General features: G+C 37.4%; 20 protein-coding genes. 7 read left to right on the plus strand and 13 right to left on the minus strand.

All coding sequences use genetic code 11. The features are described 5' to 3' along the window. Window positions 1–85 precede the first annotated feature (85 nt). The gene (locus ACFSAH_RS17415; protein ID WP_379664024.1) at window positions 86–1330 is read right to left on the minus strand and encodes a T9SS type A sorting domain-containing protein; all 1245 of its coding nucleotides are present in this window, start codon (window positions 1328–1330) and stop codon (window positions 86–88) included. Between the two features lie 142 nt (window positions 1331–1472). Here ACFSAH_RS17415 and ACFSAH_RS17420 point away from each other — a divergent pair, with 142 nt between their 5' ends. Further along, complete coding sequence (locus tag ACFSAH_RS17420) at window positions 1473–1772, plus strand: YgaP family membrane protein (protein WP_379664025.1); 300 nt, start codon at window positions 1473–1475, stop codon at window positions 1770–1772. Window positions 1773–1861: 89 nt separating this feature from the next. Here ACFSAH_RS17420 and ACFSAH_RS17425 read toward each other — a convergent pair whose 3' ends face one another. After that, window positions 1862–2323: a DUF4293 domain-containing protein gene (locus ACFSAH_RS17425; protein ID WP_379664026.1), complete on the minus strand. Its 462-nt coding sequence runs from the start codon at window positions 2321–2323 to the stop codon at window positions 1862–1864. Between the two features lie 133 nt (window positions 2324–2456). On the opposite strand from ACFSAH_RS17425, the gene truA reads away from it, so the two are divergent. The 3 genes from truA to lnt are packed head-to-tail and all read left to right on the plus strand — an operon-like array spanning window position 2457 to window position 6629. Then, on the plus strand, window positions 2457–3245 hold the full coding sequence (gene truA, locus ACFSAH_RS17430) for a tRNA pseudouridine(38-40) synthase TruA (protein WP_379664027.1): 789 nt from the start codon (window positions 2457–2459) through the stop codon (window positions 3243–3245). Next, a complete protein-coding gene (locus ACFSAH_RS17435) occupies window positions 3238–5022 on the plus strand; it encodes an ABC transporter ATP-binding protein (protein WP_379664028.1) in 1785 nt (594 codons plus the stop codon). The genes truA and ACFSAH_RS17435 overlap by 8 nt, the downstream gene beginning before the upstream one ends. 8 nt (window positions 5023–5030) lie before the next feature. Further along, window positions 5031–6629 carry an apolipoprotein N-acyltransferase gene (lnt, locus tag ACFSAH_RS17440; protein ID WP_379664029.1) on the plus strand — a complete coding sequence of 533 codons (1599 nt, stop codon included), beginning with the start codon at window positions 5031–5033 and terminating at the stop codon, window positions 6627–6629. A gap of 552 nt (window positions 6630–7181) precedes the next feature. On the opposite strand, the gene ACFSAH_RS17445 is transcribed toward lnt, so the two are convergent. The 5 genes from ACFSAH_RS17445 to ACFSAH_RS17465 form a co-directional block, all read right to left on the minus strand. Beyond that, on the minus strand, window positions 7182–7445 hold the full coding sequence (locus ACFSAH_RS17445; RefSeq protein ID WP_379664030.1) for a type II toxin-antitoxin system RelE/ParE family toxin: 264 nt from the start codon (window positions 7443–7445) through the stop codon (window positions 7182–7184). After that, window positions 7435–7683, minus strand: a complete 249-nt coding sequence (locus ACFSAH_RS17450) for a hypothetical protein (RefSeq protein ID WP_379664031.1) — start codon at window positions 7681–7683, stop codon at window positions 7435–7437. Before ACFSAH_RS17450 ends, ACFSAH_RS17445 begins: the two co-directional genes overlap by 11 nt. A 140-nt stretch (window positions 7684–7823) precedes the next feature. Beyond that, the gene (locus ACFSAH_RS17455) at window positions 7824–8255 is read right to left on the minus strand and encodes a nuclear transport factor 2 family protein (protein WP_379664032.1); all 432 of its coding nucleotides are present in this window, start codon (window positions 8253–8255) and stop codon (window positions 7824–7826) included. 37 nt (window positions 8256–8292) lie between these two features. Continuing rightward, window positions 8293–9933, minus strand: a complete 1641-nt coding sequence (locus ACFSAH_RS17460) for an NAD+ synthase (protein WP_379664033.1) — start codon at window positions 9931–9933, stop codon at window positions 8293–8295. A 275-nt stretch (window positions 9934–10208) separates the two neighbouring features. Beyond that, window positions 10209–10856, minus strand: a complete 648-nt coding sequence (locus tag ACFSAH_RS17465) for a porin family protein (RefSeq protein WP_379664034.1) — start codon at window positions 10854–10856, stop codon at window positions 10209–10211. Between the two features lie 79 nt (window positions 10857–10935). Here ACFSAH_RS17465 and gldB point away from each other — a divergent pair, with 79 nt between their 5' ends. Both gldB and ACFSAH_RS17475 read left to right on the plus strand, forming a co-directional pair. Next, window positions 10936–11982: a gliding motility lipoprotein GldB gene (gene gldB, locus ACFSAH_RS17470; protein WP_379664035.1), complete on the plus strand. Its 1047-nt coding sequence runs from the start codon at window positions 10936–10938 to the stop codon at window positions 11980–11982. Between the two features lie 12 nt (window positions 11983–11994). Continuing rightward, on the plus strand, window positions 11995–12768 hold the full coding sequence (locus tag ACFSAH_RS17475; protein WP_379664036.1) for a patatin-like phospholipase family protein: 774 nt from the start codon (window positions 11995–11997) through the stop codon (window positions 12766–12768). 875 nt (window positions 12769–13643) lie between these two features. Here ACFSAH_RS17475 and ACFSAH_RS17480 read toward each other — a convergent pair. Then, window positions 13644–13832 (minus strand): hypothetical protein, encoded by a 189-nt coding sequence (locus ACFSAH_RS17480; RefSeq protein WP_379664037.1) that lies wholly within the window; start codon window positions 13830–13832, stop codon window positions 13644–13646. A 116-nt stretch (window positions 13833–13948) separates the two neighbouring features. Between ACFSAH_RS17480 and ACFSAH_RS17485 the strand changes: the two genes are divergently transcribed. Then, on the plus strand, window positions 13949–14395 hold the full coding sequence (locus ACFSAH_RS17485) for a hypothetical protein (RefSeq protein WP_379664038.1): 447 nt from the start codon (window positions 13949–13951) through the stop codon (window positions 14393–14395). A gap of 582 nt (window positions 14396–14977) precedes the next feature. Here the strand turns inward: ACFSAH_RS17485 and ACFSAH_RS17490 are convergent. The 5 genes from ACFSAH_RS17490 to ACFSAH_RS17510 all read right to left on the minus strand — a co-directional run bounded on the left by ACFSAH_RS17490 (window position 14978) and on the right by ACFSAH_RS17510 (window position 24397). Then, the gene (locus ACFSAH_RS17490; protein WP_379664039.1) at window positions 14978–15328 is read right to left on the minus strand and encodes a hypothetical protein; all 351 of its coding nucleotides are present in this window, start codon (window positions 15326–15328) and stop codon (window positions 14978–14980) included. A gap of 491 nt (window positions 15329–15819) precedes the next feature. Further along, complete coding sequence (locus ACFSAH_RS17495) at window positions 15820–16188, minus strand: hypothetical protein (RefSeq protein ID WP_379664040.1); 369 nt, start codon at window positions 16186–16188, stop codon at window positions 15820–15822. After that, window positions 16185–17354, minus strand: a complete 1170-nt coding sequence (locus ACFSAH_RS17500) for an RHS repeat-associated core domain-containing protein (protein WP_379664041.1) — start codon at window positions 17352–17354, stop codon at window positions 16185–16187. Before ACFSAH_RS17500 ends, ACFSAH_RS17495 begins: the two co-directional genes overlap by 4 nt. Before the next feature lie 47 nt (window positions 17355–17401). Beyond that, complete coding sequence (locus ACFSAH_RS17505; protein ID WP_379664042.1) at window positions 17402–17587, minus strand: hypothetical protein; 186 nt, start codon at window positions 17585–17587, stop codon at window positions 17402–17404. A 300-nt stretch (window positions 17588–17887) separates the two neighbouring features. After that, a complete protein-coding gene (locus ACFSAH_RS17510) occupies window positions 17888–24397 on the minus strand; it encodes an RHS repeat-associated core domain-containing protein (RefSeq protein WP_379664043.1) in 6510 nt (2169 codons plus the stop codon). Window positions 24398–24402: the final 5 nt, after the last annotated feature.

Genomic DNA, 24402 nt, shown 5'->3' on the forward strand with positions numbered 1-24402 from the left:
CAGATCCTTATCCACTTCATTTACACCCAAATGCCAACATAAACCATCACCACAAACACTCACACCCACATTTCAGTTCCCAATATTACTTAATAAACTTTTTGTTGATCCATTCGCTACCTATAAGTGTCGATAAAATATAAACTCCTTTTGGCAAATCTACCCCTAAAGAAATATACTCATCCATAGACTGGCTATCTATAGCCTTAGAACACAATACAGCACCTTTTACATCAAGTATCCTGACGCTGGAAACAGATTTATTCTCTTCTGATAATTTAAACAAAATATCACCAATAACCGGAATTATATCCATGGCATAAATAGCTGAAGATTTGATATAAATAGTTTTCAATTCTGTCTTCACTCCATCTCCATCGACTGCAATCAGTTTATAATAAGAGATTCCTTCAGAAGCCATATCCTCCACACGATAGGAAAAAAAACCATCCTGATAAGAAACACTTTTCCAGGAACTAAAATTCACACCATCTTTAGATCGGTGTATTTCAAAACGCTGCAAATTCTCCGCAGATGCTATACACCATGTTAACTGATTACCATTTCGCAACGCCTTACCTTCAAAAGAAAGCAAGCCAACAGGAAGAGCCTCTAACCCATACACAATTACATCTCCAACAAATATTGAAGCTATACCTTTATCAAAGAAAAACTTCATATTCTCTAACTCCTGACCAGCAGTTGTAGCCTCTTTACCCGACAGGTATTTTTCTCCATTTACCCAAAGATCCCATTGATCGTTTGCTAAACTATACTCTTTATCATCAGAAATATAAGTATAAGATTCACCCAAATTGTTAACAATAAATTTAACCTTACATTTCCCTGTAAGCGCAGTGCCTATTACTCCTTTATTTCCCGACTCTTTCAGAAAAAACTCACCTTCATTCTCTGATAAATTAATACTGAATCTGGAATGAATTTTGTCAACGGCTTCAGTATTATTTGCCTTTGTAAAATTACTTCCCAGTAAAAAAGTAGCGGCCGTAGTAGTAGCTTTGGCATTTCCTTCCACTTTCAGGTCAAACTCGCAAATCAACAATTTAGGAGAATTAGCAAAGGGTGTGATTCTGGAAAAAGACGCAACGGAAGTCGCGTCAGAAGTTCTTTTCATTTTCAGCATACCAGATTCTATAGAAACAGAACTATAGTCATTTGATACATCAATATTAGACAATTGATTTGAAGTTGGAGCATTACTGTAATAAGAATTAAGAGCCGTACCATCTTTAAATTCAACTTTTAATAATTGCCCTTTCAATTGAACTGCACACAACAGTCCAATCAATAAAAGTAAAAATCTATTCATACGTTTAAATAATTGGTTATTAAATATTTAATATAAAAATTTAAAACCTAAAATCAAAACACACAACTAAAACGAAATAAAAAAACCTACCTTTTTAAGGCATCATTGTTGTAGAGTTTATTTTATTAAAAACAAAAACACTATGGCAAACATGATCGATAACATCAAAGAAAGAGTTGAAGAAACACTAGGAATGGATTCTTACACTAACATTAGTAAAACAGAAAGACTTCTTTCGGTAGCTACGGGGTCTTTCTTCGCAGTTAAGGGAATTAAAAGATTATTTTCCAAGCCCTGGTTAGCGGTCTCAGAACTGGCATTAAGTTATGGCTTAATCAACCGGGGTCTAACAGGATATTGCCCTATAGCAGAAAAGTTCGCTAAAGAAGAACACCGTTCCGAGCCGATCATAGTCATTAAAGGCACTACAATATCATCGTAATAGAGAAGTTAAAAAGAAAAAGGTCGAGCTTCAGAATAACCAATGTGCTCGACCTAATCTACAATACCTTAATTTATTGAGTATTCGCTCTACCTCAGTCTGTCAGCAGAACGTACCAATTGGTCATCACGCTTAATGCCCCGGGCTGCCAATATTAAAAACAAAACAGCCACAGAAGACAAACCTATTCCTATACCATAATCACTAGCCTGCAAACTCACCACAGTTGCGCTTTTTAAAAGGGTAGAAAGCCAATAGCTATATCCAATAACCAACCCGGCAGTTAAGTACACAAAAAGCATTTGCTGTTTCCTGTTCTTATACAGAAATATAAGCACTAAAGGAATTAATGCCAGTACAACAGTAGCAATAGTAAGCAGCAAAAAGCTCTCTTTTTGTACCAGGCCATTTTCAGCAATTTCATAAACACCCGTAATTCTTATTCTTTTTGCGCCAGATGCATCCAATACATTAGCCAAAGGAAAAATAAATAGTGCAAATAAAGCCAAAGAGGCTAATAATAAATATACCGATTGTATTCTCTGTATCATATCTTAATAGTTGAATGCTAAAAATTTGTTCAAACAAACACAAATTAGCTGTTTTTTACAAAAATGATTTAAATTTATCCAATAATAACACTTCTCGTACACTGGATAAACAAGATAAAGCTAAATTTGTAAAGTGTGTAAAAAACAAAGATTTTTTATTGAGCTGAGCTATCACGGGCAACATTACCACGGCTGGCAATACCAGCCTAATGCTATTGCTGTTCAGGAAAAGCTGGACCAGGCCTTGTCCAACTTTTTTGGAGAAAAGATTGAAACATTAGGCTGTGGCAGAACAGATACGGGAGTACATGCCACGCAATTTTTTGCTCATTTTGATATCGCAACAGAGTTCTCAGAACAAAAACAAAAAAGGTTTTTAAAAAGCATCAATGCCATGCTTCCTTATGATATTGCCGTGAAGCATATAGTTAAAGTACATGAGGATGCTCATGCCCGTTTTGATGCAATCAAAAGATCCTACGAATATCATATTCACTTCCATAAAAACCCTTTTAAAACACATACAAGTTGGCTGGTTCCCGATTTATTAGATATTACAGAAATGAACAAAGCCGCTGCTTATTTATTAGAATACAAAGATTTTGGAGCCTTCTGTAAAGCCAATGCGGCAAACTTCACCAATATCTGCGATGTAAGCCGCGCCGAGTGGATTAAAGAGGGCAACGCTATTGTCTTTCACATTACCGCAAACAGATTCCTTAGAAATATGGTAAGAGCCATTGTAGGCACTTTGGTAGATATTGGCAAAGGCAAGCACAGGGCCCAGCATATCCGCTCAGTGATAGAAAGCAAAAGTCGCGCACATGCAGGCGCATCCGTACCAGCCTGTGGTTTATTTTTAACAGAAATAAGCTATCCTTATATTGTAAAACCTTTTGAAGAAATTTTAGATAATGAGTAAACCAACCGGAAAAGCTTACGATTGGCAGCTGCTAAAAAGAATATTCGCTTATGCCAGACCTTATAAGAAAATGTTCTTCTGGTCTATATGCCTCACTATTGCTATTGCTGCCATTTCTCCCTTAAGGCCTTTGCTGATACAATATATTATTGATGACTATGTCCTTTTCGACAATTATGACGGATTGGTAAAAATGTCCCTTGTTTTGGTAGGAATATTAATTTTCCAGACAATCATACAATATTATCATACCTACCTTACAAATTCTCTGGGACAATCCGTTATCAAAAATTTACGAAAAGATGTATTCAACCACATCACCCAATTAAGGTTAAAATATTTCGACAAAACCCCTATTGGACAATTGATTACCAGAACTGTTTCTGATCTGGAAACTATTGCAGATATCTTTTCCGAAGGCTTAATTGTCATTATAGGCGATATTTTACAACTTGTAGCGGTCATAGGCGTCATGTTTTATATCGACTGGAAACTTACACTGGTTGTATTACTGCCCATGCCGTTATTGATCATCGCAACCTACATATTCAAAGAAGCCATTAAATCTGCTTTTCAGGATGTAAGAACACAGGTTGCCAAGCTCAATACCTTTTTACAGGAACACATTAGCGGAATCAGCATTATACAATATTTTGCCCGCGAAGAGCAGGAATTTAAAAAATTCAAGAATATTAATGCCGAGCACCGTGATGCCCATATCAGGTCTAACTGGTACTACTCCATCTTTTTCCCTGTGGTAGAGATTATATCTGCCCTATCTATTGGATTACTGGTATGGTACGGTTCTAAAAGTATTCTCGACAACCAAATCTCTCCTGGGGTAATATTTTCATTTATCATGTATGTTTACATGCTTTTCAGACCCATCAGAGAACTTGCAGATAAGTTTAATACCCTGCAAATGGGAATGGTTGGCGCCGAGCGTATTTTTAATGTGATAGATACTGATGAGATAACAGAGAACAAAGGCACACTACAACCAGAGAAACTCAAAGGAAATGTTTCATTTAGCCACGTTTGGTTTTCTTATCAACAGCACAACGAAGAAATACAAGACGATGAGTGGATATTAAAAGACATTACTTTTAACGTAAAAGAAGGCGAAACGCTGGCTCTGGTTGGAGCTACTGGAGCGGGTAAATCATCTACTATTAATATCCTTAATCGCTTTTACGAAATAAGTAAAGGAGAAGTCACTATTGACGGCATCAATATTCAGAATTTTGAACTAAGCTACCTGAGATCGCAAATTGCTACAGTTTTACAAGATGTTTTCTTGTTTTCGGACACCATCGCTAATAATATCAGCCTAAAAAACGAAAATATTTCAAGAGAGCAGATTATAAATGCGGCAAAGCAGGTAGGCGCTCACGAATTTATCATGAAATTACCCGGTGGATACGATTATCAGGTACAGGAAAGAGGGAACTCTTTATCTACAGGACAAGCTCAATTGATTTCTTTCATAAGAGCACTGGTATATAACCCTACTATTCTGGTTTTAGATGAAGCCACTTCTTCTGTAGATACCGAGACCGAATTACTGATACAGAATGCCATCAACAAACTCATGAAAGGCAGAACCTCTATTGTAATAGCCCATCGTTTATCAACTATTCAAAATGCTGACCGCATTATTGTTCTTGATCATGGAAAAATAATGGAAATGGGAACCCATCAGGAATTGTTGCACCAAAACGGTATGTATAAAAACCTTTACGATCTTCAGTTTAACTCTGAGGGAATTAAAAACTAGTTAAAAACATGAAGAGAAACATTCTTTATGCCCTGGCTTCTTCTTTATTACTATGGTTAGCCTGGCCTCCCATTCCATATACTTCGTTCATTCTGTTATTTGCTTTGTTGCCACTGCTGATAGCAACAGAAAACATCAATAAAACAGAGGTTCCCAAAAAAGGTAAAAAGGTGTTTTTAATCACCTTTCTTACATTCGTAATATGGAATACAGCTTCTATCTATTGGATATGGAATGCCAGTCCTGAAGGCTCTATTGTAGCCTATCTGTTAGGGGCATTACTTATGGCTCTCAGTTTCTGGCTACACTATAAAATCCGGAATAAAGTAAAGTCACTTATTGCAGACATTTTCCTTATTGGTTTCTGGGTAACCTACGAATACCTGCATCAATCATGGGACCTTAACTTTCCGTGGATGAATCTGGGCAATGGATTGGCAAACACACCTCAGCTTTACCAATGGTATGAATACACAGGAGTTTATGGAGGCACCATCTGGATTCTAACAAGTAACGTTTTATTACTAAATATCTGGCGGAGCCGTAGCGCCGCCAACCGTCAAGGTATTTTAAAAACAAGTATGGCCTGGGCTTTATGGATTATTATACCTATAGCATTTTCGCTGTACACCTATTCATCTTACGAAGAAACCAATAACCCATCAAATATTGTAGTAGTACAGCCCAATGTTGATCCTTATGAAAAATATAGCGGCTCTGTATACCAACAACTAGACCAATTGATTAAGCTAAGCCAGGACTCTGCAAAGTTCAATACCGAATTTATCCTATGGCCGGAAACTGCCATTCCCGAATATATAAACGAAGAAAAGATCAGGAATACACGCATATTCCCTACTATTCAGAACTTCTTAAAACCTTATCCCAATGTAACGTTAATTACAGGAGCAGAAACTTTTCTGACCTACCAGACGGAACAAACGCCATCTGCAAAATACGATGCTTCCAGTAATATGTATTGGGATAGCTTTAATACAGCTGTAGCATTTGAAAATTCCGCCGAGGTTCAGTTTTACCATAAATCCAAACTGGTTCCCGGTGTAGAAAAAATGCCTTTTGCCGCAGCATTATCTTTTATGAAACCCATTTTCGCCAAATTTGGCGGCACTACCGGAGGTTACGGTTACCAGAACGAGCCATCTGTACTTTATTCTAAAGGAGGTATTGGAGCAGCCGTGGCTATCTGTTACGAATCTATCTGGGGAAATTGGGTGGCCCAATACATAGATAAAGAAGCTCAGTTTATTGCTATTATTACCAATGATGGTTGGTGGGGAAACACCAGCGGCAAAGATCAACACTTACAATATGCCCGTTTACGCGCTGTAGAAAACAGACGATGGGTAGCCCGCTCTGCCAACACCGGTATTTCGGCATTTATTAACCAGCGAGGCGATATTGTACAGCAAACAGCCTGGTGGAAACCAGCAGTTATCAGTCAGAACATCAATCTTAACTCTGAGCTGACTTTTTATACCAAACATAAAGACTGGATAGCTTATCCCTTTATAGGCATAGGTATTATAGGAGTATTACTTGTGGCTTTCGAACGTAAAAAGATTAAAGGAAAAGATAGGGGTATTTAACTTCTTGGGGAGGTAAAATTTAAAAAGAAGATACCCAAAAAGTAAAAAAGGGAATATCTAAAAAATGGGAGATATCACATTGAAGTCGAAATGTGTTCCTCAGTAAAACTGAAGATACTTCTACTGAGAGTTGTTTATCCTGAGTCCGACGAAAGACTACCATTGACGTTATTTACAAAAATCTCACAATCAGGCATTTTCGCTCTTACCTCTCCGGCCTCTTGACCGGCCAGGTCAAGTTCCTTTTTCCCTCAAAAAGGAACCAAAAACTCTCCGCTACGCACAATTCTTTGAAAGATTATACTTAGGCTTAACCTATGCCAACCGAATTGTGCTGATGCGGAATTTAAGCAGAACGGTTGAACCTGCTTTAGTTTGATTACCGAAATACAATTCAAAAGTCATTTTATATTGATTTATATTACAATATATTCAGCATCAGCCTGACAAGGGCAGTGCTTTTTGGTCTCTCTCTTTTTTATAGGTCTATAAATCCTTCATTCACCAAACGTTGTATAACCGCATCTACATTTACAGTATCGTATTCGCTCTTTAAGTAAATCTCAGACAAAATAACCTTTCACCTATTACTTTGACGTAGGTAATCACCCTGGCACCTCCAGATTTACCCTTCGCAGTGCCAGAGATAGCTACTCGTATTTTATATACATTTTCACCTACACTTATACCCAAAGTAGGGTTTTTAGTCAACTCATCGCTTAAGAGGCGAATATCCTGCAAGATTTGACGGTGCTTTTTGGCAATTCTTTTCAGTTCTTTTTTGAAGCCCGAAGTTAAAACAACATCAAATGTCATTCCCTAATTCAGCTTCAATTTCAGAGATGGCATCCTTAACCTTTTGTAGTTTCACTTTCCCCTCTTCCCATTCTTTAATCTCACCAAAAGATTGTTTTAATTTCTTATATAACTTTTCCTCCTTTTTCTCCACGGAATCATGCTTATCTATCGTATAATTTAAACCAAAACGATTCAGAATTTCCTTTAAAACAGGTAAATCTTTTTCATTATCTATATTGACAGTAAGTATAGTCATGACTCCAAATTTATCTAAAACTATATAAGTGCTATTAAAACAAATATACAAAAACCGTCGGAACTATTTCATTTTGAATTTACACCCAAGTCTTCCAAAAGATTCAGAACTAGAAGATAATCAACAACTTAAAAACTACCCTATGGTAATTTAAACGCCTGTCTGGCTAATAACTTCCAGTTAGAACCGTCTTTTGCAAAAACCAATACAATGCCCAGATGAACTTTACCTGGTTTGCCTCCATCAAATGTATCCGCATCCAGCACATGACGAACCACGGCAGTTTTACATTGTACATCAACAGTTTGTTGGCTTAAAGTAATCGATTTAAAATCTGACTTTTTAGTTGCCAGAGTTTCTACAAAATCCGTTTTGCTTTCTATTTTACCGCTGGAATGACCATAAGTCAATTGATCTGAAGCCAGCTTATTCAATACATTTCTATCACCGGAAATCATAGCCAAACGCATGGTTTCTACAGTATTTTCTACTTCTTTTACTGCTTTGGACTGTGCCGATAGATTAGAAACGCTCATAAAAAAAACAACAATTAAGGGAATTAATTTCTTCATTTTATATTAATAATAGGGTTCGGGGCTAAGTTAACAACTAAAAACTATATTTTGCAACTATTGGCATCCTTCTGCCCGAACCAAAAGCCTTGGGAGATATTCTTAAGATAGGAGCTGTCTGAAACCGTTTAAACTCTGCATTGTTTACCAAACGCATTACTCTAGTTACCTCCGCTTCATCAAACCCCAGCTCTACAATCTCGCCTGCACTCTTCTGTAGCTCTATATATTCATAAAGCACTTTATCAAGCATATCATAATCCGGTAACGAATCAGAATCTTTCTGGTTAGGTCTTAATTCAGCAGACGGAGCTTTAGTAATGGTATTAACCGGAATTATCTCCTGCTCTCTGTTAATAAACTCAGCCAATTTATAAACCTGGGTCTTATAACAATCCCCTATTACAGCAATAGCACCGCACATGTCTCCATATAAAGTACCATAGCCCACGGCGCTTTCACTTTTGTTAGAAGTATTTAACAGCACATAGCCCAATTTATTGGACATAGCCATTAACAATAAACCACGAGTACGCGACTGTATATTTTCTTCCGTAATATTTAATTCCAATCCTTTAAATTCATCAGAAAGTGTTTCCTCTACCGCATCAGTAATATCTGATATAGGTAAAGTAGTGTAATTACACCCTAAATTCTTAGCCAGATCTTCTGCATCTTTTATAGAATGATCTGAGGAGTGCTTTGACGGCAAAAGAACAGGGTATACATTCTCTGCCCCTAATGCTTCAACAGCCAGTACACATACAATGGCAGAATCTATTCCTCCCGACAATCCTAAAGTGGCTTTCTTAAATCCTGATTTTTGGAAATAATCTCTTATCCCCATTACCAAAGCATTGTACACCTGCTCTACAGGCTCCCTTTTTACCGGCTTCTCACCCAGGATAATCGAATTTTTAACATGTTCCACATCAAAAACCAGAACCTCTTCTTTAAAATAAGACAGTTCGGCAACCATATCGCCAGCCTTATCAAAAACCAGTGAACCGCCATCAAAAATCAGATCCGTATTTGCCCCAACCTGGTTAACATAAAACAATGGTATCTGGTATTTATGGCAATTTTGCGATAAAATAAAAATACGCTGCTCCCCCTGCTTATAATCAAATGGGGAAGCAGCAATATTGATCATAAAATCTGGTTCTTCTTTAATCAACTCGTCCATTGGACAAGTCGTATACAAAGGGTTATCGCCCAAATTCCAAAGATCTTCACAAATAGTCAAAGCTATTTTGTGCCCCTTAAAATCAATACATTTAAAATCCGTTGCAGGTTCAAAATACCTGTATTCATCAAAAATATCATAAGTAGGTAGTAACCCCTTTCTTACAACCGCACTTATTTTTCCATTTTCAATAAAATATGCCGCATTGTACAAATCCTTCCCCTGCAATACCGGATTTACCTCCGGAGCCCCTACAATGCAGGCAATCCCCTGCGTATGTGCCTTAATTTCTTCTATAGCCTGTTCGCACTGTCGTATAAACTGCTTATAGTTTAAAAAATCATTAGGAAGATATCCGCAAACACTCATTTCAGCAAAAACAACCAAATCTGCACCATTAGCTCTTTGCTGGTTTAATACATCAATAGTTTTTTGAGTATTACCCTTTATATCACCTATGGTATAATTGATTTGTGCAAGTGCTATTTTCATCGTTAATCTTTAGTTATTAGTAACTATCCGGATGACTGATTAGTTCATTAGTATGTAGTAACTAATACAAGTCTCCAGACCAGGTGCCTGATCTTTACCCTTACGCTTTGTACTTTAAGCTTTATACGTAAAAACATCCTTTACGATTAGTAACCGCTCAGACACCAGACTTCGGTCTTCGGTCTCCTGACATCCGTCTTCAGAAACCAAACTTCGGACCTCGGTCTTCGGTCTCCCGACTTCAGACTTCACCCCTCCTGATACTTCACGTTTCTTTAAAAGAATACGCCTACGTTAATCGCTAAATAAGACGATTTAAGTGTCCCGTTACCCTTCTGTATATCTGTAAATCCGTTATCCAAAGCTAAACCTACCATTGCTTTAGTTGTACTGGCTACTTTAATTTCGGCACCACCACCTATAATAATAGAGCCTCTGTAGAATTTCGTGTTCTTATAAATATCTACATTACGCTCACTTTGAGTAGGATCACTGGATTTAATATTGCTTTTTGCCCTTACATTAAATGCGTGACCTAAACCAAACTCTCCAAAAAATCTGATATCCTTATCAGAGCCTGTTAGTAATTTCAGTTTTGTTGGAATTTCTATGTATTGCAATTTTAAAGCAGATTTTGTAATCACGCCATTCTCATTAGCTTCCGATTTCCCGTTAATAGTAGTCAGTTTTAAAGCAGTGCTAAAAGCATAGCTTTCTGCAAACATAAAGTCGGCCAGCACACCATAGCTAAAACCCAGTTTTGCACCATCAGACTGTAAGCCATCTACATCCGATCTCAACCAGCCAATATTAGGGTGTACAGTTAATCCAAGTTTAAAATCTTTTTCATCATCGTAATCGTATTGTGCTTTAGCCACATTTACCAAAAGAACAAGTAAGACAATAGGTAATAACTTTTTCATGTTTATTTATTTAATTATGTTTTTCTTTGAGCTGCACTAAGTTTTATAATTTCGAACTTAATTGATTAAAATAAATTTAATGAAGCTTTCTTATATTAATTGTGCCAAATTTAGCTTTTTTTTCTCGATAAGCTTATTATGCTTATCATCTTGTCGGAACGAAAAGAAAATTGACATCAGTAACATTCAGGTCACCTTAAATATAGAACGGTTTGACAAAGATCTGGCCAAAGTGAATCTAGATAGCCTAACCGTACAACTCCCCCTGCTGGAAAAAAAGTACGGCGTATTCTACCATGACTACTTTGGTAAGATTTTAGCCTTAGGTTCTACCGATGACACCAGCTACTATAATTTAGTTCGTCAGATTCTTAGCGGGCCCGCTTATCAGGATTTACAAAAAGAAACAGACAGTGTGTACAAAAATCTGGATGCAGCAACCCCACAAATAGAAGACGCTTTTAAACACATTAAATACTATTACCCACAGCAAAAGCTCCCTAAAATAATTACATATATTTCCGGATTTCAAATCCAAACCCCTATTGGGACGGATTATGTCGGTGTAGGACTTGACATGTTCCTGGGAAACCAATCTAAATTTTATCCCGCACTGGTAGAAAGTATTCCCCGCTATATCAGCAGAAGGTTTACACCTGCAAATATTGCTCCCAGAATTGTAGAGGTTTTAACCAGAGAAGAAATGTTTCCGGTACAGAACGACAACACTCCCCTGATTAACCGAATGATACAGGAAGGAAAAATAATGTACTTTATGAAAGCCGTACAACCCAAAGTTGCCGACAGCGTTCTGATTGGATACGACAATGCACAAATGAAATGGGCAGAAATGTTCGAGGGTGATATCTGGGCCTATTTTATGGAAGAAGATTTACTGTACGAGAGCGATTACCTGAAGATACAGAAATATCTGGCCGAAGCTCCCTTTACACCCGGACTGGGCAGTCATAATGATTCGGCTCCCAAACTGGGTATTTATACCGGATGGCAAATTGTCAAAAAATACATGAGCGAAAACACGGAAATTAGCTTACAGACACTGATGGATGAAAAAGATTATCAAAAAATATTAAAACAATCTAAATACAAACCCAGGAACAATTAACTGATCCCGATTATGAATTTAGGAATAGTATTAAGCGGAGGCGGAATAAGAGGCATAGCACATTTAGGGGTGCTGAAAGCGCTGAAGGAGAAAAAAATCACCGTCAGCAGAATTGCAGGAACCAGCGCGGGTTCCATTGCAGGAGCTTTATATGCCAATCAGGTTGATCCATACGATGCCCTTAAAATTTTCCAAAATGCCCGTTTACTAAAAATCCTTAAAATAGCGTATGGACAACCCGCTTTCCTAAATCTGGAATCTACCTATAACTTCTTTAAGCAATATCTTCCACAAGACAGTTTCGATTCCCTTTCTATCCCATTAACTATTACCGCCACAAACTACAGTAAAGGTAATTTAGAATATTTTGATAAGGGAGACCACCTGATAAAGAAAATGCTGGCATCATGCTGTATACCCGGTGTATTTAACCCCATAAAAATAGACGGAAGTTTATACGTAGATGGTGGAGTACTGAATAACTTTCCTATTGAACCTTTATTAGGAAAATGCGACCTTATCCTGGGATCTTCATGCAACCACTTACCCACAGTAAGCACAGCACCCAGTATCAAAAAAGTATTAGAACGTACAGCTACTTTAGCCGTAAACCACAGCATGAGCCAAAAATCAAAAAACCTTAACCTGTTGATAGAGCCCCATAACTTAGGAAATATAGGTGTTTTTGAAGTAAACCGGGCCGAGGAAATATTCTGGCTGGCACATGAAGAAGCACTTAAACAACTAGAAAAATCTGATCTTTTCTCCAGTATCAACAAAAAATAAAGGAGGGTGTATTAAACGGCCCCTATCATCCCGATTGCAATCGGGAAATCTCTTTCAGAAGTACTTAGGAAGAAAGTTTTTCTTCGCTGTACTCATCGAAATGACAACGTTTTTTTTTGTTGACACAATCCCTCCTAGTTATTCCATCACTTCGAGTTTGATGATACATTGTCCTTTCAGAGACGATGTTGGGTAAGAGATGAACAAGTTCTTGATTATTTCTTCTAAGACACTATCTTGAAAAGAGCGATACGCATAACACCTTTAAAAACAACTGTTCCCACCCATCACAAACTTTGTAAAAATACCAGCAGGCCATAACAACTAGCAAAACCGAGCCTCTAATGAAATGATTTCTTTGACCGTTGCGAAAAGAACATTCATACCCCTCCTGCGGTAAAAGAAAAGACAGCGATCCTATTTTTTCACGAGCGTTAGACAAGAACCTCAGCCATCAAAGAAAAAAATGTTTTGCTTTACTTTTTCCAAAAAAGTAAAAAGATACCACCAACACTCATGAAAGCAGACCGCCTATCCAATAAAAAAACAAACCTTAAATTCTCATTACAATAACAAAAACTAAAGAAGCTCCATCCTTCGTTAAGAGAACCTTTAGAGATGCTTTAAAGATGCTTCAAGGTTTCAGGAACATCACCTTGTTTAAATGCATCAAAAACGGGGATTGAGAGTATCTTAAAAAATCCCAATCATGCTGAATCCACTACATTTTTTTCCGGGAACTCTTCTAACATCACCCCTTGAAAATAACGATGTACATAACAAGGGCATAAACCTATATTTCCACCATAAAAAAAGGGGCTGTCTCAACTAATTTGAGACAGCCCCCGTATATCTTTATTTTCTTAAATTTCTGCTTACTTCAGTATTCTAAGAACACCTTTTATAGAAATGAGAGCTCCTAAGAAAGTAAGCGCCCAACCTAACAGGTCTATAAAAAGAGAATGAAGAATAATTTCTTTGATGTAGATACCAAATAAAGTAACAAATAAACCGATAACGATTAGTTTATAATGTGACGGATTGTTTGCGTTTACCATGCTCATAGCCTTAAAGATTTTTTTCTGCCACAAAATTATAATTATTGTTGGATAAAACACATTTTATTTAAGATTTGTATCGCAACTTTGAAAAAAGCCGTATATATTTAAAAAAAGAGTTGATGCACCTATTTCATAAAATAAATATACTGACCATTCTGGTACTTTTTATGGTACTGTCTTGTGTAAAAGAGGCAGATCAGATCAATCATTGTGCAAAAGAATGCGACCCGCCTTCCGAGACCATTAGATTAAGTATTGTGGACTCTAAAGATAATTCCAAGTCTTTAATTCAGGAAAGTTCCGCTTCCAGAATAGTACTTTATAGTCCTTTAAAGAAAAAAGAAATTCCTTATGTTGTAGAAGCTAACAGCAATTATCTGGTATTTCAGATCTATGGCACTGAGGAAATAGAAATCAAATCCGGAGAGACAGTACTAGACTCCATCAGGCTGGAAACCAAATTTATTAACGATGGTTGTTGCGGATCTTTATCTCTTGTAAAAATAGCTGTAAATAATGCAGATATAAGCATACCAGAAAACCGTGTTATCGTTTTAAAACGATAGATATATTTTTCCGAAAAAGGTTTTATCCTTAAATTGTTTCTGAAGCGGAGTATATTCCCAACCTCGTTTAAGTATCCTGAAAGATCACTTAAATGCCCTTTTGAAAAACAAGGACTCCGTCCGAAATATTTACACTACACTTGACTCAATGTCATTGCTATTTGCCGGACACAGTCCTTTGTTTACATGGATGACTTAAGAGCCCACTGAAAAGTGAACTCTTAAACCAGTGGTTTTTTTTTATCCACTTTGGAATTAGCATACAACAAAAAACCATAAAGACAAAAAGATAGGATTCTAAGTATTACAAAATATTCTTCTTTTGCTGTCACATTATCAATAAGAGCAGTATTACATTGATCAAATAAGCTACAGTTTATTAAAAGGAATACCATTAATGGTATTCCTAAAGGAGTATTTATTTTATATCTGAAATAAGGAGTATTATAAGCATTATATAGTAATAAAATCTGAAATAAAATTAGTAAAAAAGATGACTGAGTTATTTTATTAATAAATAAATAACAAACCAACATTATACATATCGATATAAATTCTCTTTTATACTCCATAAAACTTAAATTAATTAGTTTTTCCATTTGTACCTATCCATTTATCGTTCTTATTATAGTAATATGCGCTCCAATTGTCCCAAACTGTATCGAGATAGTTCCAGCTTAACCCAAGCAAAGTTCCTAATGGACCTCCTTTGGTTATTAAATCATAACCAACTCCTCCATAAGTTGATAATTTTGAGAAGGACTCTCCTATAGATTTAGTAAAAGTCCCTTGCATAACATAATGAACTCTACCTGTATTATCAATATAATAAGTTCTCCCATGTTCATCCTTTTTATATTCATAATTAGCCTTTTTACTATCTTCATTTTTCTTTGACCCGCCTCCTAATACCTTACCTCCTAAATGGTTCAAAGTTGCAACTGTAGCCCCTACCGCAGCCCCAAATAGCGCAAGAATGAAGCCTAAGCCTGTGCAATGGCTTCTTGTGTCTATCTACAATTCCTTTCTTACTATTTTTCCTCTCTTTTTAAAACATTCGACAAAATATCAAAGCCGCGACTTAACATGGCACAAGAAACCCTCTCTAAATTCCTTTCCCTTCATTCTTGCGCCAAAATGGGGACCCACTTGTACCTGTATAAAAGCCATATGACAACAATTAAAAAACATTAATCAAGGAGCAGATAGTACAATTGCTGCGTGGTTTGTACTTCTTTCCAGAGAGCAAGCATTGTAAGTTATTTACTTTCAAAGAACTAATGAGTATTTAATAGAAACGGATTTCAAAATCCGAAACATTCAAAGTCGGGTTGCCTTTTCAAGAACAACCCGAACAGTTTAGGAATACTTGACCATATGGGGTTACTACACCCGATATAGCACCAATACCTACAGACTTACCGCTAAAAGAAAAGAGTAACCATATAAAACAAAATACCAGATATTATTATATAAGCTATAAAAACTCTTTTGCCTTTTCTTCGTCTGTTATCAGAAAATTGATTGATTTTATTGAAAATCTCTACTCGTCTTTTATAAAGACGAAAATAACCAAGAGTTAATACTATTGCAGCAAATATTACTCCTACTATTTTTGATTCTTCTTTAGTAAGATTGAATTCTGTTATATTGTATATAACCCGACCTATTACTGTTATATTAACTAATGTAAAAAAAAATACACCTAAGAAAGCATCGAAAGCCGGATCTTCTTCTTTCCTTATCTTTCTTAATCCTCTGTACATCCAATAATAAAATTCGTCCATCATCATTTTGTAACTCTTGTATTGTCTGGAAGCCCAAATGGCGCCCTGTAATAAATTGGCCTTGCTGGTTGTGCAAAATCTGTAAACAGTGCATTATAAAGCAAACCAGAAAAAATATTCCCCCGGAGACCTAAATTCAGCAATGCTGTCCCGCCTGCCCAGGACATACTAAGTACTGTCTGAGTACCAGACTGATTTCCACTTACAAATGAAAACACATCTGCAGCAAGCCCCACACCCAATCCCACTTTTCCCGCATTCGAAATGACTGAAGTAATTTTGGATGTTGGAATCCATTTTATATTACCATTTATATTAGTATAATAAAATTTTTTCCCTTTATAAGTGCCCATAAAAATAGTAGCTCCGTCTGCTGTGTAACCTATTGCTTCTGATGTTGCTTTTAAATCATCTAAAGTTTTTTGTGTCGGATCATTTCCTAATACCTTCCCTCCAAAATGGTTCAACGTTGCAACTGTAGCCCCAGTCGCAGCTCCTCTCCAAAAATCTCCTCCAGTAAGTTCGGCTCCAACTCCACCCGATAATGCAGAAAAGCCTATTGTTGCTACACCCGTTTTTGCAAAATCCCCTAAGGCCTGAAAACCACTCCCTGCTAATGAACCTAAAGCTCCAGATGCAAACCCCTGCATAAAATCTCCTCCAGTAAATTCAGATATTCCGCCATTTACTAGTCCATGAGCCAAACTTCTTCCTACTTCATTCAGCAATGTTCCCGTTGCATGCCCAAAGGCAGCTCCAATTCCTGCCGTTGCTACCCCGGATATTGCTCCGATACCTGCAGATTTACCAAATTGCCCCCAATTCCAATTATCAAATCCTCCCTTGCTAAATGCTACACTTGCAGTATAGCTCGCTGCTCCAATACCTGCACCTATTAATGCTGCTTTTCCAATAATAATTAGTACGGGTACAAACCAAAATAACTCCCCACTCGGATCCACATGGCTCAACGGATTATTCAGCACATATCCATATCGGTTAAAGTTCTGCGTATTAAGAGGATCCTGCACATAATTATCCGGAGAAAGGAAACGATGCAACTTAGGATCGTACAGCCTACCGTTCATGTGTATCAATGCCACACCTAATAAATGTTCATGCCCGGTGTATCCACGATCGAGGATTACAAATGCCGTCAATGGATTTCCCAACCCATCTTCTAATTTAACAATATTTCCTTCCTAAGCTATTGCTCACATTAAGGTTCATACTTTGGCCACATCTTCATATCTTTCATCTCAATAGTAGCTGGATAAGGAATCGTAAAATTCAACTTGCGCAAATCCTCCAATGACAAATCATAACGTTGCAAGTACATATTATTTGCTTTCACTGTTTTCCAATCCGTATTCTCTAATACTTCTCCATCGAAGACATAAAACATTATGGTATCTGATTTTATCATATACCTATAATCAGCTTCTATACAGGATTTATTTTGATAGGACAAGACTGATAGGGGATCAACTTTGTTGAAGTGTGGATTATGCACTGGGTTTGGATCTCGCAAAATAGTATCTGGATAATCAAATGTTGCTGAAATATAGATACTCTTAACAGTGTTGTTCTTATAAGGAACAGTAAAATGACAATCCTCAGAGTCTTTTCTACATTTTGTAGCACACAACAAAATGGATAACAGTATAAAACAAAAATTGCGTATAGAAATCATCTTCTTTAAGATTTAATATTTACTATTTAATATAAAAGTATTTAAAATTCCTTGAGTTATAATTGAAGGTAATATCCCTATACCCGATGCTATCATACCAGGCATAATTATATAATCATACCAAGATAATCTCATCCTGCCATTTTGTAAGGCTAATTGATTTGCCGGATCATTATAAGATAGGGCTTTATCGTAGCCAACGATTGGATTTCCACCGTTTCTATTAAAATTCCACCCACTATAACCATCAATTTTTCTATTGAAATATTTAAATGCCCTTACATTAGCATCTTGTTCTACCGGGTGCATATAATGTGGAGACTCTGATGTATTTTTACTTAAAGCACTCGGTATTGCATATTTTCCTAAATAAAACCAACCTGATGACTGACTTTGTAAGTAATGTCCATATTCATGCTGGAACAAAGAATTGTTAGGATCGGCATGCAATCCTCGCCCTCCCATTATAAAACTTCCCAAAGTAAATCCTACATCTGACTTACCGTATCCTTCAACTGCAGTTGCTCCGCCATAATAAGATACGCTTTTAACTCCACCAAACGCATTATGTCCTACAGCATAGCCATAACCTAATATAGTTTGCGGAAGCTCCCATGTAAAGCGAGATATTATCTGTTTAAAATCGCCTTTAAATAATCCCATATCTATTTTAAATCCATTATTCCCCGACGTGCCACTTAAAGTAGGGTCTGCTTTTCGCCAAGCTTCCCTCACATAAGCTTTGTCTGCATTCCAGAATTCCAAACCACCACTAAATATAGCTTCACCTACACCCTTAAAAAATCCTATAATTGTACCAAAAATTTCCCCACTCGGATCCACATGGCTCAACGGATTATTCAACACATAACCATATCTGTTAAAGTTCTGCGTATTGTAAGGGTCTTGCACATAATTATCCGGCGAAAGGAAACGATGCAATTTAGGGTCGTACAATCTGCCGTTCATATGTATTAAAGCCACACCCAGAAGGTGCTCATGCCCGGTGTATCCACGGTCGAGGATTACAAATGCCGTCAATGGATTTCCCAGCCCATCTTCTAATTTAACAATATTTCCCCAGGCATCAAATTGTCTTTTCTCCGCTACATTGCCTGCATCATCGGTTATCAGTACAATGCTTCCTAAATGATCTCTATGCAGGAAATATAGGTTAGCTGTGGTTTGTACAGCAGTTTGCACCTCTTTCCATATCGCCGGCGCGCTATAGGCATCGCCTCCCAGGTAGAAAACAAAACTGGTGGTACCGGTCTGTGTATCATTGGTAATCTCCATGCTGCCGTCTTCACTATAATGGCGACGGTAACGGCGGTCCTCGGCATTGGTTTCGGTATCCCCATAATACATGTGTGCCCGCTGCATGGCCGCATTGTAACGGAAACTGATAATCTCTTTACCATCCTCATTAATTTCTACCGGGCTTTTAAAGCCATTATAGCTAATCTGTTGTAAGTTGTGATTCTGATACCAGCTTTCTGCCGTTGGCGTTGGGTTAATCAGCTCATTTTGCTGGTAACTGCCCCCGGTATAACTGTAATCGCCCAACTGGCTATTATTGGTGATGCGCCCCCGGCTGTCGTAGCTGTGGCTGTTGTTACCATTATTGTCATTAAAGGCAGTCAGCCTGTCCAGATTATCATAGGTAAAGGTTTCGTTCCAGCTCAGCGAACTATTGCTTCTGCTGTTCAGTAATCCGCGTTCCGCGTTAAAGCTATACCCCAGATTCATCAAATCTGTCGTTGTACCTCCCAGTTTCTGGGTAACGAAGTTCTGTGGCAGGCCATAGCTGTCATAGCTGTCACTTTGTTTTAAACTAGCTCCCATCAGTGCATTAGTCACCTGTCCGCGAGCGTTCAGACTACTTACTTCGTGTATACGTGTACCCGTAGCCTGGTCAGTAACCTTTAACAATCCGCCATTTTGGTAGTGGTATTCCAAAGTTCGGCCAGCCGTTCGGCTGCTGGCTTTATCCTGTGCTTGCGATGTTTCTGTAGCCACCCGCCCAAAGGCATCATAGCTAAAGCTTTTGGTAAAAATAGCATGCAGGTTATTTTCTACTACGCTTGCAGGACGTTTATAGCTATCGTAAGCATAGGTATATACCGCATTATTACCATCGGCATTAGTCAAGGCTAATTGTTCCAGTAACTTGGTGGTATTATTATAGGTATATGCCCATGCCATATTGGTAAGGTCTCCCACAAGCGTCTTACTTGTTAACTTCCCAATCCCATCATATCCATACACTGTAGTGCCTTTAGGACTAATTTCTTTGGTCAGTTCTCCGAAATCATTGTATTCATAATAGTAGTTACCTGCAGAAGGGTCTGTCAATTGCGTCTTACGGCCCCAACCATCGTAACTGATACTCTGTACAGAACCATCATAGTTGGCGGTTTTCATATTACCCGCGGCATCATAGGTATAAGTGATGTTCCCTCCCGGGTCCTGTACGCTCACCACCTGTCCCAAAGCGTTTTTGGTAGTGGTTACGCTTTTGGTTCCGTCGTTTACCGTGATGCTTAAACCGCTATAAGTAATGTTTGCGACTTTACCGGTATAACTGGTAGTTTGGTTCGTCCTGCTATACTCATCGTATTCGGTTTCGTTCCATTGGTTTGCAGTACTGGTGTATGGCTCACTTTCTTTTATTAAACGCCCATATACATCATATTCTTGCTGTTTATTTATCCATTGCCCGGTTAGGTCTTTACCGGCTGTTTGAACGGTTTGTCCCAGGGCATTAATGATCTTAAGTCCTTCATTGCCTTCTTCGTCACTTTCTGTAATATGAATGGCAGTTCCTGATTTGATATATGCGCGATAGGATTTTTTCCCCAGATAATTGGTCGTTTCTACCAGCCTTCCCCAGGTATCGTAAAGGTAACTTTCTGTCTGGCTATATGGACTTGTCTTGGTCAGTATATTTCCTGTAGACTGCTCGTAGGTATAACTAGTCGTCATGCCATCAGCATCGGTCTGACTAGACATAAACCTACCGCTGACATCGTAAGTACTGCTTGTTGTTCTTTGCCCATCTGCGGTTACCAGAGTTTTTTCAGTCACATTTCCATAGGTGTCATATTGCAGATTTTCGGTAATGAAAGCTGTGCCATTTCCTTTTCTTTTTATTTGAGTAGGTCTATGATTGGTATAAGTATATTCTTCTTCCGTAGTAAAAGTATCACCTCCAGTACTGGCCGTTGTTTTCTTCGTCAAAGGGCGGCCAATGTAATAATTCGTATTTCCAGGGTTGTTGTCGTAAGTTACTTCTGTCAGTTGTGTTCCCTGGCCGGACAAACTGGTCTCTTCTTTGCTTACATTGTAATAAGTGTCATACTCAAGTGTTTTTAAAGTGTTTGTTCCGGACAGCATATCTTTTGTAGCCACAGATGTTGGCACACTCCGGAACACTTTATTCGGTAACAGTTCTGTATCGTAGGTATAGTCTGTTCGGGTAATATAATCCCAGGAATTAGCAGCATCATTTATACCGGTTGCCGCGTCTATTATTTTTGCTATAAAATCGCCATTTGTTCCGCCAGCTTCAAAACCAGGAAGTAAGGTAACAGACTTAGTAGCTTCCACTTCATTGCTTTCTATGGCTGATAGTTCAATATCCGGATCAGGTAAATTTACATTTGATACATTAGGATTAACATTCGAAGACTTACTTGTAAAGCTTTTCGCTAATAATCCTCTATTCAATGGGTCATAGAAATTGATACTGTGTATCTTGTTTTCATCAAATTCATCGGTATGCCAGTTACTTCGTGAGGTTCTGCCAAACCCGGTAAAACCTAAACCTGTTAAATGTGTTGTTGCATTTTCATAATTAAAAACCTGATAGGTGATACCCAAAGCCGGTACCTCTCTTTTTATTTTGCGTAACAGATGAAATCCCGGAATTTCTCTAAGATTATTATAAGGATAAGTCAACAACGAGTTACTGGCATAGGTAGCTCCGTAGGCCTCTTCATGAGAGTCATAACCATAATTTGCAGTAGCTTCTTTATAATCCAGTGTGTAAAGAATGCCAGATTGACTGATCGTTTTTAAAGTGGTCTCTTTACGTACATCTCGCAAATAATTAAATAAAGTAAGTACATTATGACTTATGAAACCAAATTCCAGCTTAAAGTTAGGGTCTTTTGAATTCATTACAACCGGAATAGGATTATTAGCCATAGTTGTATTACGGGTATTTTGGCCCCCATTCACCAGATTATGCGCTTCATTCACGCTCGGCATACCAGTATTGTAAAAAGCAATACTTATAATCTCTCCGGATGTCGAACCATTACTGGTTTTGGTTCGTGTATATAAAATATCTGTCTTGCCATCGCTATTCAGATCAGTTGGCATTAAAGTATAAATATAATTATAGCCGTTCTCTGTCTTAGGAAAATCATAATTAAAAGATTGTCTTTTCTCAAATACTTTGAATCCACTCCCCGTTGAATAAAAATGCAAATACAAATTGCGGTCATTTCCTGTACCTGCTGTTGGAAGCATAATATCCGCTTTTCCATCACCATTATAATCCCCAATTAATACAGGAAAGTTTATAGATATTTTACTATGGGTAGTCTGAAAAAGTAGGGTCAATTGATTAGAAGAATTTAATCCATATACATATAAATTTTGTCCCCTAACCTGTAAAATATCTGTTTTACCATCACCATTAAAATCCGCTGTATATAAGTTTCCTGTGCCCCCAACTGGAAAAAGAAAGTTTCCTATTTGGAAAGGTTCTTCTTCACTATCCCGACTCATATTGATAAAATATGCATCTGAACGATCTATATATATTGATACAGGGTAGCAATAGTCAGGGTCCTGTTCATCAACAAAATCTATATAATTATAATAATAAGGATTAGTTATAGCTATAACATCTGTTAACCCATCTCCATCAAAATCTCCAGAGATATATCTCATAGGTACTAATTCTCCTCCATAATCCTGGTTATAACAATTAGAATGAAAGAATGGAATATAAGGAGGATTACTCCATGTTTTATTATATTGATAAGTAACTGTCTGATAACTACTTCCCGCGGCATAAACATCAACATCTACTAATCCATCTATATCATTTGGCTTTACTACATATATGCCAGAACTACTCAACTCACTATTATGAAACAAGATATTTGCAGGAAATATTTCCTTAAAATAACCAAGCACCTCTTTACCAAAACTGGGATTAGCAGAGTTTCTTTCCGGATCCCAAAAACAATTAAATTTATTCTTTGCTTTTGGGTAAACTATCATATCCATAATACCGTTGCCGGTAAAATCACGCGTTATTACTTCATGGCTTGCTGCGGATATGGACGTTCCTCCGCTACCCAGATAAACATTTATTGGTGATGTATAAGATATTCCGTTGGTTGGCGTAGAATAAGTAAAAACTAATGGTGTCAATTCTTCCGTTTCGTCGCCGTTTAATTCCTGTATTTTTATAAGATTTTGATATTGAAAAGGGGAAATCTGCTGATGTGATAACTGATAGTTTTTATAAGAGATTCCGTTGACAGTTATACTAATCTTATTTAATATGGAACCTAAATAAGAAGACCTATTTGCAGGATAACTCACTTCTTTTGCCACAGAATTAGCATAAATAAATGTAATAATGTTAAGTTGTGTTGCATTTACTGTTCCTCCATATTGAATATTCTGAATTAATAAGGCATTCCCTGAATTAGTATAGCTAAACAAGATAACAGCTCCGTCAAGATTCTGAATGCTACTTATTCCGTAATTTTCTGTTGTTCTGGAGGCAGGATGCTCTCCATAAAAAGCTTTGCCACCATCTGGATACCATACTTCAAAAAAAATATCGTTGAATGAACCTCCTGGCACCTGTTTGGAAAATACTCGGATATTGGAACTATTTTCAGTAACATATTCTGCTCCGGGGTCTCCATATACACCACTCTTTAATATTAATCTTTGCCCATCCAGTGCAAACCGATCCAGAGCATTATAATTAACCGGATCTATTATTCCATCATGAAATAATGTAGCAGGTATACGAGTAATTGCAGACAGACCTCCTATATTCCAGCCATATCCTGCAATTCCATTTCCTCCCTGGCTATTGTAGGCTAATGCCAGTTGTGGAATGAATCCATTAATACCTGGTGGAACTTGAATCGGTACCGTATAAGTCGCGCCTCCGGAAGCAGACACATCCAAACTACCGGCTACACTACCCGCAACAAGAGTAGCACTGGTGAAGTTCATTTTATTTACAGAAGACCTATTTTGTCCCTTGATAGTTCCTTCCTTTGAGGTTCCGCTACCTAGTGTATCATAAACGAGCGCTATTGTATCCTTCTTTATTGGTTGTACCTGTTTTTCCTGATTGTTTTGACTTTCGCTCCCTATATAAGTTAGAGCGAGAGAATCGCTATTTAATATTATTTCTTGTGCTTGTATGCTATATACCGAGATATAGCAAAAAATAAATAATAGTATATTTTTCTTCATAGGTA

The organism is Pseudopedobacter beijingensis (assembly GCF_042678145.1).
GTDB lineage: Bacteria > Bacteroidota > Bacteroidia > Sphingobacteriales > Sphingobacteriaceae > Pseudopedobacter > Pseudopedobacter beijingensis.